Origin of the sequence: Pseudoalteromonas luteoviolacea, assembly GCF_001696455.1 — a bacterium.
Taxonomy (GTDB): domain Bacteria; phylum Pseudomonadota; class Gammaproteobacteria; order Enterobacterales; family Alteromonadaceae; genus Pseudoalteromonas; species Pseudoalteromonas luteoviolacea_C.
Genome location: NZ_MAUJ01000014.1, coordinates 42,200 through 56,073 on the forward strand (window position 1 = coordinate 42,200; position 13,874 = coordinate 56,073).

The window sequence follows — 13,874 nt, forward strand, 5'->3', positions numbered from 1 at the left end:
GCAAGACGTGCAAGACGAGCTGCCTTTTTGGCAACAACAGCTTCCGCCAGCGCAATCAGAGCGCAAGACTGAGCAATCCACAACAAGCGAGACGCTACAGGCCGCTGCGCAGTTAGATAGCACCCGCTCAATGCTGCTTTTGGGAGAGTGTAACGACGCCTACCGCACCACGGTCAATGAGTTGTTGCTGGCCGCGCTAATGCTTGCTTATAAACAGTTCGCACAGCGCAATGAGTTATCAATCACGTTAGAAGGGCATGGCCGAGAGGGGTGGTTCGAACACGCAGATGTGAGCGACACCGTAGGTTGGTTTACCACGCTCTTCCCACTTCGTCTCGCCGTCGCAAACGACGATGACAACCTCGTTGGAGACACGATTAAAGCAGTCAAAGAGCGATATCGCACCATTCCTAATAAAGGCGTGGGATATGGGCTACTGCGACACAGCCACAAGGTGGACAGTTTACAACTTGACGGCAGCTCAGAGCCGTCAGTCATATTTAATTATTTAGGTCAAATTGATGCTGGGATCAAGGAGGGTGGACCATTTCAAATCGATGAAAATCAACCGGGTAATAACATCAGTCAACAAAACCGTCCAATGGCTGATCTGACCCTGACAGGTTCTGTACAGAACGAGACACTGCGCTTCCAAATCGGGGGGAGCCAGGAACACTTTAACCAGCAACAACTTTCTCTGTTCGCACAGCAGCTGGAGCAATGCCTCATTGCCTGCGTTGAACACTGCTTGATGCTGAACACATTGAAACTAAAAAATGAACACTCAAAGACTAAAAATAAAAAAGTGGTCGAGGAACTTAGCATATGAATGCCTATAATATTGTAAAAGAATGCCGCCAAGCAGGGATCCAGTTATCTGTTGAAAACGATAACATTAAAGTGGTTGGATTAGACACCACAAAACATGCCGACTTGTTAGCGCAAATTAAGCAACACAAACCAGAGATCATCGAGTTCTTAAACAAAGAGCAAGTTGTTTTGGGCGCTCAACCAACGGGTTTGAACGTCTTAACACGCTCTGATTTCCCATGGGCTGTGCTATCAGATGAAATCCTCGCGTCACCTGCTTTGCAAACGGCTCAAACCGAAAATATTTATATTGCTACGCCTATGCAATCAGGCTTAATCTTCCACGGCCTGATGGAAGGGAGTGCTTCATATACTTCTATCGCCTATTGTGATTTGGAAGGCGACTTGGACATAGAGGCTTTCACAGGTGCCTGGCAATACATTATTCAGCGTCATGCTATCTTCCGCACATCTTTCATTGGTATGGCCGAAAAGCAGATACACCAACTCGTTCATAACAGTGTCGACACCCCTCTGAAAGTCCTTGATTGGCGAGAAAGGTTACAAGGAGGCATGGAAGAGGCGCTACAAGCATTTCGAACGCAAGATAAAGAGACCGGATTTGACTTTGATAATGCCCCTTTGATGCGCTTGACCCTTATCCGGATCAGTGACAGCACTTATCATTTCGTTTGGAGTCACCACCATACTTTATTAGATGGGTGGTGTTTGCCTATCGTGTTCCAAGAGGTAATGGATTGCTATCGTGCGTTGTTGGAACAGAAATCTCCTGATTTACCCGTTACACCAGAGTATGAAAAGTACATTGGCTGGTTGTATCAGCAAGATAAAGAACAAGCAAAAACCTTCTGGCAACAGAAATTACAAGGGATCACCGCACCTACACCGTTAAGGGTCGATCAACTGAAAGACATTTGTGAGGTGTCTGAGGAGACCGAACGCAAGCACTGCACGCATAAATTAACGCTGACAGCATCATTAACCAAAGACCTTGAGTCACTGGTGAAGACATCCCGCTGCACGATGAACACATTGCTGCAAGCGGCATGGGGCCTACTATTAAGTCGTTACAGTGGTGAACAAGATGTCGTGTTTGGCTCAACCGTCTCCGGTCGCCCAGCGGAGCTGGATGGCATTGAAAGCATGATCGGGCTGTTCATTAACACATTGCCAGTTCGTATCGACTTTGAACAATGTAATACGCTGCCTGAGTTACTCACACTCCTGCAAAAAAATCATGCGGATTGTGAAGATGTGAGCTACTTAGGCTTGGCTGATATTCAGCAATTAAGTCAAGTACCGAACGGCATGAACTTATTTGACAGCGTCTTGGTGTTTGAAAACTACCCGACCGCAATTCGCGAGGGCAGTGATGATGATTTGGGTGTGACGATCAGCAATTCAGGCGGATATGAACAAACAAACTACCCATTAACCCTCATTGCACATCACAATGACACCCTGAGTGTGAAACTGGATTACTATTCAGATCAATTCGGTAAAGAAACAATCGCGCGCTTGGCAGGGCACCTAGAGAATGTGTTGATCGCGATGGCAAAGCATGGCGAAACGTTATCTTTAAAACACATCGATGTCTTAAGCCAGCAAGAGCAGACTCAACTACTCCAGCAATGGAATGACACTGCGGCTGAGTTTCCTGAAAATGCATGCTTACACACACTATTTGAAACTCAGGTTAGCTTACAACCTGATGCCATTGCCATTACCACTGAAGACGCACAACTGACGTACTCTCAATTAAACAGTAAAGCGAACCAACTGGCAGCTTATTTGATTGCGCAAGGCGTAAAACCAGATAGTTTAGTGGGGCTGTGTTTTGAGCGTTCGACCGAGATGATTGTGGCCATTTTGGCCGTACTGAAAGCCGGCGGCGCTTATGTCCCATTCGACCCAGATTACCCAGCGGCGCGATTAAGCTATCTACTCGAGAATAGCGGTGCCAACATCATCCTGACACACTCAGCATTAAAATCCGTGCTGCCATTAGATGAGCAGCTCACCGTTTGTCTGGATGAGCAAGATATACAAACAACGCTGGCCACCTATCGCCAAGATAACATTGATGTTGACAGCATCAACCTGACAGCGAACAACCTCAGTTATGTCCTTTACACCTCAGGCTCTACGGGTAACCCAAAAGGCGTCATGATAGAGCATCAGGCGATTGTAAACAGACTTGACTGGATGCAAAGCCAATATCCACTGAGCAATGGCGATAAAGTACTGCAAAAAACGCCTTATAGTTTCGATGTGTCAGTATGGGAGCTCTTGTGGGCGATCAGTGTTGGCGCACAATTAGTCTTTGCCAAGCCAGGTGGACACAAAGAGCCGGAATACCTAGCTGAACTGATTAAAGCCCATGGGATCACCACATTACACTATGTTCCTTCCATGCTTAAGGTCATGCTAGACACCGTGGATTGGGCTGCATGTGAGAGTGTTAAGTACGTGTTCTGTAGTGGTGAAGCTTTGACCCAAGGTCAGGTAAACGCCTTTTATGACTCGGGCACAAGCGCTGCACTGCATAACCTATACGGACCGACAGAAGCCGCTATCGACGTCACTTATTGGGATTGTGCGAACCGTTCTCAGCTCAACACCATTCCAATTGGTAAGCCAATCAACAATATCCAACTCTATGTGCTTGACCCTCAACTGCGAGTCCAGCCAATCGGGGCGGTAGGAGAGCTACACATTGCAGGGACGGGCTTGGCTAGAGGCTATTTAAACAATGCTGAGCTCACGCAACAACGCTTTATTGAGTGTGACCACCTTGGCCAGAAATCCGTGCGCTTGTACAAAACCGGTGATTTAGTGCGCTGGCTGCCAGATGGTAATTTGGAGTTCCTAGGTCGAGTCGATCATCAGGTCAAATTGAGAGGCTTTAGGATTGAACTTGGTGAAATCGAAAATCAACTGTCGTTAATTGAAGGCGTCAAAGAAACAGCGGTCTTATGTCGAGAAGATGCAGGGTTTGAACCTCGCCTTGTTGCTTATGTCGTGCCCACAGACACCCTTGATGAAGAGGCTGAAGATTATCAAGAAACCAAACAAGCGTTAATCGCCACCTATTTAGATACACTTTCAAAGATCCTCCCTGAGTACATGGTCCCAAGTGTCGTGGTGATCTTAGATTCAATGCCATTGAATAACAACGGTAAGATTGACCGCCGTAGTTTGCCAGTGCCCGCAGAAGGCGACTTAAGAAAAGAAGCCTACGTCGCACCAACCAATCACATTGAAGAAACCCTGTGTGATATTTGGCAAGATGTGCTGGCCATCGATCAGGTGGGCATTCATGACAACTTCTTCTCATTGGGGGGGCACTCTTTGCTTGCTGTACGCGTGGGTGCCAAGGTTCAAGATGAATTAGGGCAACCATTACCGATCAAGCAATTGTTTGATACCCCAACGATTGCAGGGTTAGCAAAATATCTAGAAGAAAACCAAGGTGCAGAGCTTATTTCACCGTTGCCACGAATTGAAATAGATGAAGAACTTGCCGATTTGCCATTCCCACTAACGGGTGTACAGCAGTCTTACCTACTCGGTCGCTCTGATGTGTTCTCCTTAGGTAATGTCGCTGCACACTATTATTCGGAAGTGAACTTCCCAGGACTAGATTTAGATCGCCTAGGGCTGGCTTGGAATCGACTGATTGAACGCCACGGCGTACTGAGAACCCAATTCTCAGAAAGTGGCACACAGAAAATTCTCCCAGAAGTGCCTGAGTACAATATCGCTTTTCATGATATGAGAAACCTGAAAGCCCACGACAAAGAGCAGTCTTTGCTTGCCATACGAGATGAGCTTTCTCACCAAGTATTTGATGTTGAGCAGTGGCCATTATTTGAACTGCGGGTATCTCGTATCGGTGATGAGCATTTCCGTATGCACTTTAGTATGGACCTGTTACTCATCGATGGCTCGAGCTCAAGAATATTAAAACAAGAGCTCTTAGAGTTATACGTTGATCCTAATAAAGAGTTTGAACCGCTCAACCTGTCGTTCCGTGACTATGTCCTAGCCGAGCAACAGCTAGAAGAAACGCCGCTGTATCAAAATGCCAAAGAGTATTGGACAAAACGCTTAGAAGACATTCCAATGGCACCAGCTTTGCCGCTGGCAAAAGATCCTTCAGAGGTAAATGAGCCTAAATTTGTGCGTCGCCAATACTACCTACCAGCCGATGCATGGACGCAATTACAACAGCGGATCAATGAGTGGCAACTCACCCCTACCGTGTTTATGTTGACTGTGTTCTCGCAAGTTTTGAATAGATGGACAAAGAGCAACCGCTTTACCCTCAACTTAACGCTGTTTAACCGCTTACCGATGCATGACGAAGTAGAAATGCTCTTAGGTGATTTTACCTCGTTAACCTTGCTAGAAATTGAAGCGCGTTCCGATCAAGCGCTGCTTGACAACAGTCGTCGTATTCAAGATCAGCTTTGGGATGACTTAGAACACAGGTATTTTGGCGGCACCGAAGTGCTGCGCGCCTTAAACCGTCAGTCCGCCAGTCACCAAGCAGTCGCAATGCCGGTGGTCTTTACCAGTACCTTAGGTCTGGCAGGTGATCAATCTGCGAAGCTGAACATTAAAGAGTTACAATCACGTTCACATCTCGCGCCACAAGACTTTGCGATTACGCAGACCTCGCAAATTTGGCTTGATTCAATGGTAAACGTGAACGAAGGACAGCTTACGCTGACCTGGGATGCGGTAGATGAGTTATTTCCACAAGGTATGTTGGACGAAATGTTCGCAGCCTACAGTGGCTTACTTCAAGATATCGCATATGGCCGTATTGATTGGCATGACCAATACGTACCGGGGCTACCAACCAGTCAAGTTAACAAACGCGCGCTCGTCAATAGCACCGATGTTGCAAGGGCGCCGAGCACACTGCACGGGCTGTTCTTAGAGCAAGTGCAAAGCAAGCCAGACAATACGGCAGTGATTGCACCGCAGTGCACCTTAAGCTATGCGCAAGTGGACAAGATGGCTGCCAACTTGGCGTCACAACTTCATCAAAAAGGCGCCCAAGCGAACAAATTGGTCGCGATTGTCATGCACAAAGGCTGGGAGCAAGTCGTTGCTTGTATGGGTATTCTCTACTCAGGCGCCGCTTATCTCCCCATTGACGCGGGCTTGCCAGCGGAGCGTATTAACAAGCTGCTTAGTATTGGTGAAGTAGACTTGGTCGTGACACAGTCGGATGTACAGGACACGGTCGAATGGCCAACAAATGTCGATGTATTATCCGTTGCGATAGAGGACATTAACCGCACGGGTACCACGCGATTCCTTGCCCAACCTAACCCCACCGATCTGGCATATGTGATCTTCACGTCGGGCTCGACAGGTGAACCGAAAGGGGTCGTTATTGACCATCAAGGGGCTGCGAATACCTGCCTAGATATTAATGGCAAGTTTAATGTGGGCGAATATGACCGCGCCTTAGCCTTGTCAGCACTTAACTTTGATTTGTCGGTATACGATATCTTTGGCCTGCTGGCCGCCGGTGGTGGCATTGTGATGCCTGCGGCAGATAAAGATAAAGACCCTGCCCATTGGGTAGAGTGTGCAACACAGCACAATGTAACGATTTGGAACACCGTGCCTGCACTCGCTCAATTATTGGCAGAGCAATTAGATCGCCTGGGCGACGTGCCTGAATTGGCATTGCGCGTATTCTTATTGAGTGGTGATTGGCTGCCACTGACACTGCCCAATGCACTGCGCAGCTACTGTCAGGATGCAGAGGTGATCAGTTTAGGGGGGGCTACGGAAGCATCCATTTGGTCTATTTACTTCCCAATTAACAATATAGATCCCACTTGGAAGAGCATTCCATACGGTAAACCTCTAGAAAATCAGAAGTTTTATGTCTTAAAGCCGGACCTCCGAGAATGTGCGGACTGGGTTGTGGGTGATTTATACATCGGTGGTATCGGTGTTGCTAAAGGCTACTGGAAAGACGAAGAGAAAACTCAGTCGAGCTTTATCATCAACCCTCATAACGGCGAAAGACTATACAAAACGGGGGATTTAGGTCGATATAGAGCGGATGGCAACATTGAGTTCTTAGGTCGTGAAGACTCACAAGTAAAAGTACATGGTCACCGGATTGAGCTTGGCGAGATAGAATCAGCGCTAACTGGCCATGACGACATCAAAGATGCCATTGTGTTGGCGGTAGGAGAAAACCGTCACAACAAGAGCTTAGTGGCTTACATCGTGCCTGAATCAGGCAATGCCGATGAGACACAAATCACCGAGTCAGAACATGGTGAGTATCAGATCCTAACGGATGGCAGTGAGCGCAAAGCATTCAAGCTTGAGCAACATGGCCTAAGAAAGTTTGCGAAGAGCGCACCAACGATTTCGTTTGCACAACCGCTGGATATGCATGCCGAGTTACAGATCAGTAATGACGTAGACAATATGTCATTGACAGAAATCCAAGCGGCAGCAAGTCGTGATGCGTTACCACAAGCAAAGCTTGGTCAATGGCTGGCTACACTGGCCATCACAAACGCTCAAGATCAAGCCATCGGTAAACGAAGCTACCCATCTGCGGGCTCTTTATATCCAGTACAAACTTACTGTTACTTCAAAGAAGGTGCCGTCGAAGGGGTTGAGCCTGGCGTCTACTATTACGCACCAGAACAGCACGCATTGATTTGCATTGACCAAGGTACCGCCTTTGCCAAATTGGTGAGTGAGCAACTCACTGACTTGCCACTGTTTGTCTTTCTTGTCGCTGATACTGCCGCCATAGGCCCCATGTATGGCGACAGAACAGAGCGATTCTGTGCCCTTGAAGCTGGCCACATAGAGCACGTTTTGAAAGGCGGAGCTGTCACCGCTAACATCGCGCTGGGCAATATTGCAACGCCAGCCCAACTGGCACAAGAACGCACTTTCAGTGAGGCACTCCAGTTAAGTGAACAGCATCAGCTTATGGCTTGTTTTGGCGGTTCACACACCACTGCCAGCCCACAAATCAGCAATGATACTTTCACACTTGTTGGACGCCAAAGTTACCGAGAGTTCAAGGGTGAAAAAACCGTCACGATTGAGGCGTTAAGTCAGTTTGCAGCTCAACTGACTTGGCACAAAGAGACGCTGGCGCTGTATATGTATGACAAGGAGAGTGATGCATTTTATCTGTTTGATACGGACCTGTCTCAGTTCAATCAAGTGACAGCAGATTTACCGCTGCTGAGCAACAGTCAAGTAGTCGGTAAGCAGTCAGTGTCAGACAAGGCGAGCTTCTCATTCTATATTGTTTCTCAAGGGGAGCCGTCACTGGCAGTAACACGACAAGCCGGTCAACTGGGCCAACGCATGATGCAGCAGAGTGCTAAGTTGCTCATAGGTCTGTGCCCCATCGGTGGCTTGGCCTTTGAAAAAGCAGGCGCTGATCAGACGCTGCTATATAGCTTTGACGGCGGTGCCATCAGTGAGGAACAAGCACGCAGTTGGTCGAGTGGCGATGGTGCAATGGAAGATGTCGGTAAAGCACTGCGTGAATACCTACTCTCTAAGCTGCCAGTTTACATGGCGCCAACGACCTACATGGTGATGGATGCATTCCCTCTGACACCCAATGGCAAGATCAACCGTAAGGCACTGCCACAACCCGATCAAAGTACGTTGCGCGACGTAGATTATGTGGCTCCACGCAATGACACAGAACGTACTCTGTGTGGCATTTGGCAGGAGTTATTGAATGTTGAAAAAGTAGGCGTGTTAGACAACTTCTTCACGTTAGGCGGCCATTCATTACTCGCGGTGCGCTTAGGAACGCAAATTCAGGATACCTTTAATGTGTCCATGCCCCTTAAGCAGCTATTCGCCACGCCAAACGTGGAAGGTATTGCTCAGTACCTATCAAAACATGTGCAACAAGAAGCGCAAACGCAAGAGTGGCCACGCATCATACCGGATGAAAGCAGTCGCTATGAGCCATTCCCTTTAACTGGCGTTCAGCAAGCCTACTTACTGGGACGCTCTGATGCGTTTGCCTTAGGTAACGTCTCTACTCACGGTTATTCAGAAGTGAACTTGCCGGATCTGAATGTGGAGCGACTTGAAGAAGTATGGAACCGTTTAATCGGTCACCACGAAATGCTACGTGCCGAGTTCTCGAACGATGGTATGCAGCGTATTTTACAAGATGTGCCGCGTTACCAAATCCCATACCTAGATTTACGAGACGCCGATGATGCACAGCAGCAGCTCTCGTCTATCCGAGATGAGTTATCTCATCAGGTATTTGATGTTAGCCGCTGGCCATTATTTGAATTGCGTGTGAGTCGAGTTGGACAGTCACATTACCGCTTACATTTCAGTATGGACCTGCTACTTATTGATGCGTCAAGCAGCATGGTACTCACGTCTGAGCTACTCGAGTTGTATGCACAACCAGGTAAAGAAATCGCGCCTCTGTCACTGTCTTTCAGAGACTATGTATTGGCTGAAAAAGCATTAGCGGGTACGCCCATTTACGAAAAATCACGAGATTACTGGCATCAGCGCTTAGAAGATCTGCCAATGGCCCCAGCATTACCATTGGTGAAAGATCCGGTGGAGGTCACCGAGCCAAAATTTGTGCGCCGTGTCTTCCGCATGCCTCACAATGAGTGGCAAGCGCTGCAACAAAAGGCCAGTCGAGCAGGCATTACGCCCACGGTGTTCTTGTTAACTATGTTCCAGCAGGTGTTAGCACGCTGGAGTAAAGCGCCACAATTTACATTGAACTTAACGCTGTTCAATCGATTGCCAATGCATGAAGAGGTCAATCAAATTGTCGGAGACTTTACGTCCTTAACGCTGCTGCAATTAGCAGCCCAAAGTGATAAATCTCTACTCGATAACGCCAAGCTAGTACAGAGCCAGCTGTGGGAAGACTTAGAGCATCGTTATTATGACGGCATTGACGTTCTACGTGCCTTAAACTCCTATGTAGGAGGCAGCCAGTCTGTCACCATGCCAGTTGTTTTCACCAGTGCATTAGGACTGAGTAATACAGACCCAGATGTGGCAAAAGCACACCCTCTTTTAGTCAGAGATGAAGCCCTTGCTAAACAGGATTACGGTATTTCTCAAACGTCACAAGTCTGGTTGGATCATCAGGTGTCAGAAGGCGCAGATGGACTCACTTTAATTTGGGACTCAATTGATGAGCTCTTCCCTGAAGGCATGCTCGATGACATGTTTGACGCCTACCAATCCCTTATTGAGGGGATCAGTGTCGATAAGCTGTCGATGCATGACAACTACGCGCCATCTCTACCTGTACAGCAGCAAACGATTCGTGACTCAGTCAACAACACTCAGGCAGAGCAAAGCCAGTTAACCATGCATGGCTTGTTCCGCAGTCAGCTCGACAAGCACGCTGAGGATATTGCCGTACTGAGCAGTGACATGGCAATTAACTATGGTCAGCTCGATGTGATGGCCGGCAGCATGTCAGAACAATTGCGTCAGGCAGGTGCACAACCGAACAAGTTGATTGCCATTGTGATGGAAAAAGGCTGGGAGCAGGTCGCTGCCGCATTGGCGATACAGTACGCAGGGGCGGCATATCTGCCAATCGATGGTAATTTACCACAAGAGCGTATTGAGCAACTGCTCGCCTTGGGTGAGGTAGACATCGCGCTCACACAACCACACTTTGCAGATACGATCAATTGGCCAGAAGGCATTGAAGTACTGCCAGTTTGTCGCTCAATCATGAACGATAACGCCTACTATTTAGCGGATGAAATTCCAGAAAATCTGGCGTATGTGATTTTCACTTCAGGTTCGACGGGTACACCGAAAGGGGTGGTTATTGACCATATTGGTGCCGTGAACACGATATTGGATGTTAATGATAAGTTTAACGTCAGCAGTGCAGACCGCGCGATTGCGCTCTCAGCACTTAACTTTGACCTATCTGTCTACGATATCTTTGGCCTCCTTGCTTGTGGTGGCAGCTTGGTACTGCCAGATGCAGGAAAAGAGAAGGAACCAACACATTGGGTAGAGTTGGTAGAACGTCATCAGGTCACTTTATGGAATACAGTGCCGGCATTGGCACAGCTGTATGTAGATGAGCTGCTGCGCACAACCAAAGGGCAAGAAGGTATCTGCAGCTCGATCCGACTGTTTATGTTAAGTGGCGATTGGCTACCCCTTGGGCTACCAGACCAACTTCGTAGCAAAGCTGATGCACAAGTGATCAGTCTCGGTGGGGCAACAGAGGCTTCCATTTGGTCTATTTACTATCCAATTGATGAAGTACAAAGCCATTGGAAGAGTATTCCATATGGTAAGCCTTTACGTAACCAAACATTCCACGTACTTAAACCTGACTTTTCGAAGTGCCCAGATTGGGTGACCGGTGAGTTATATATTGGTGGCATTGGCTTAGCCAAAGCATATTGGGGCGATCCACAAAAAACGGCAAATAGCTTTGTGACACACCCTCACACCAAAGAGCGTCTGTATAAAACAGGGGATTTAGGCCGCTATTTACCTGATGGTAATATCGAATTCCTTGGCCGCGAAGATACCCAGGTGAAAATTAGTGGTCACCGTATCGAGTTGGGTGAAATAGAGTCTGTTCTGAATAAACACGACCAGATCCAAGATGCGATTGTCACCACGGTAGGCGAAAGTCGCTTTAAGAAGCGTCTTGCCGCTTATATTGTGCCAAAGCAGTCTCAGTCAAACGCCCTGCAATCTTCCGGTATGTCCATTGTTGATGAACAGGGCCAATGCCAATTTACACTGTTGGAGGATAATCAAGAAAAGCTGCTGTTTAAGCTATCTCAAAAAGGATTGCGAAACATCCCAGACTCGCAAACACATCCTTTAACACATAAGCCTGATGTGCACAGTGCGCTCTACGTGAGCGAACATGCAGCACCTATTTCGGTTGCACAGCTGTCTGAACACGCTCAGACGATGTCACAGGAGCAACTCGGCAGTTGGCTAAGTTGCTTGGCACAAGTTCCTGTCGAGGGACACTCGATACCTAAGCGCAGCTATGCATCTGCCGGCTCGCTATATCCGGTGCAAACTTACTTGTACTTTGCCCCAGGTGCCGTCGATGGTCTGGCGTCAGGGTTCTATTACTATGATCCAGCACAACACCAGCTTCAGCTCCTGAGCGATCAGCCTGTTGCCGGCCACCTTGATAACGCATTATCGCAGCTACCGATGGCAGTATTCTTAGTGGCCGATTATGACGCAATGGGGCCAATCTATGGCAATGAAACCGCACGATTCAGCACCATTGAAGCGGGTCATATGCATGCGGTACTCGATGCCACATCGGGCCACCATCACCTTGCGACCGCACCGCTGAGCAATCTGGTTACGCGAGATACTCATGCGGCTTTAACTGAGGCATTGTCGCTCTCACCAGCGCATCAATTGATGCAATGTTTGGCTGTCGCAAGTATTGAGCGCACAGTCACCACAGCATCGGTGCCGCTATTGGCGCGTCAGAGTTATCGTCAGTACTTACCGCAACCGGTAACGCTAGACGATGCAGCTAAGTTAGTCAGTCAAGCTACGACAGAGACGCAGGGCTGTGCTGTTTATTTGCACACCAAAGCAGATAACGTGTTCTACGTTTTTGACCAAGATAGCCAACAGTTCAAGGTTTCTGATGACGCCTCTTTAACGGCGAACAATGATGAGGGTGTCAACAAGTCTACCTATGAACGCGCTGCATTTTCTCTGTTCCTTGTCGGCGATACACGTAGCCATGCTGACTATTTACGCGTCGGTGAAATCGGCCAGCGCCTCATGCAATTGGCATACAGCTTTGAAATGGGGTTATGTCCCATCGGGAGTGTTGCGTTTAAACAAACCCATGATGGTAAACCCATGCTGTATAGCTTTGAGGGCGGCATGATCAGTCAAGCACAAACACAGCAATGGGAAGCAACGGATGCACAAGACAACAATGTTGAATCTCGACTGCGTGTGTATCTCGAAGAGCACTTGCCGACCTACATGATACCTGCGGCATTTGTACTGATGGAGCGGTTCCCACTGACGCCAAATGGCAAAGTAAACCGCAAAGCATTGCCTGAGCCGCATGAAAGCCAAGTACAACAACACAATTATGTTGCACCGACCAATGAACTAGAAGCAAGCATCTGTGAAGTGTGGCAGCGAGTTCTGGGTAACGAACAAGTAGGGATTGAAGACAACTTCTTTGAAATCGGCGGTAACTCACTCTCTGCGATTCAAGTTTTAAACGGTCTGAGAGACATACTTGAGGTCGCGGATAACGAGCTATCGTTAGGGTTCTTCTTCAGAAACCCTTACCCCAAAAAACTGGCCGAAGCCATTGAAATGAAAATCGTACTAGAAAAAGCCAAAACGGATGTCGCTGAACTACAAGACTCAGATGTTGAAATGGGGGAGTTATAATGAAAATCGAAGCGTTATTTAACCAAGCTTCAAAAGCTGGTGTTTACTTTTATCTTGAACAAAATAAATTAAAGTTCCGAGCCAAAAAAGGCGCGTTTAGCGACGAACTAAAAGCGCAGGTAAAGGCACGCAAAGACGAGTTGCATGCTTACCTAAGCACATTAGAAAGCACTGAAAGTTCATCCGCTTTGGTGAAGTCAAAAGCACCCAACATTACCCCTGTCAGTAGACAGGGGGACTTGCCCATGTCTTTCTCTCAGCAGCGTTTATGGTTTATTGAACAGCTAGAGGGGCAAACCCCGCAGTACAACATCCCCGCAGCATTTCACATCTCTGGTGAATTGGATGTGGCAGTTGTAGAGCGCGCGATTTCCACCATCATTGAACGACATGAGGTACTCAGAACAAATTACGCGGGGTTTGAAGAAGCCTTTGATCACGAAGTCAGCGAACAAGTGATGCAAACCATCCGTGAGCAGTTTGTCGTTCCGCTGTCCGTGATCGATCTGAGTCAAGAAGAAACAGCGGCGCAGCAGCAACAGATCGCCCAGTATGTCAATGATGACGCTGTAAAA

The 13,874-nt window shown here is 47.9% G+C and carries 3 protein-coding genes (2 of these 3 running past the window's edge); all 3 read left to right on the forward strand.

Annotated elements, in window-relative coordinates; all coding sequences use genetic code 11:
• Tightly spaced (each overlapping or abutting the next), the 3 genes in view from A7985_RS23365 to A7985_RS23375 form a layout consistent with a single transcriptional unit that may run on beyond the window.
• On the forward strand, nt 1-829 hold the end of the coding sequence (locus A7985_RS23365) for a non-ribosomal peptide synthetase (protein WP_065792830.1). 4,034 nt of this gene lie to the left of the window's left edge; only the last 829 of its 4,863 coding nucleotides appear in the window; the start codon falls outside the window, past its left edge; the stop codon is at nt 827-829.
• Nucleotides 826-13,299: a non-ribosomal peptide synthetase gene (locus tag A7985_RS23370; protein ID WP_065792831.1), complete on the forward strand. Its 12,474-nt coding sequence runs from the start codon at nt 826-828 to the stop codon at nt 13,297-13,299. Before A7985_RS23365 ends, A7985_RS23370 begins: the two co-directional genes overlap by 4 nt.
• Nucleotides 13,299-13,874 carry the 5' end (the start) of a non-ribosomal peptide synthetase gene (locus A7985_RS23375; RefSeq protein ID WP_065792832.1) on the forward strand. 9,348 nt of this gene lie beyond the right edge of the window, so the window shows 576 of its 9,924 coding nt (coding positions 1-576); the start codon lies at nt 13,299-13,301; the stop codon falls past the right edge of the window. Before A7985_RS23370 ends, A7985_RS23375 begins: the two co-directional genes overlap by 1 nt.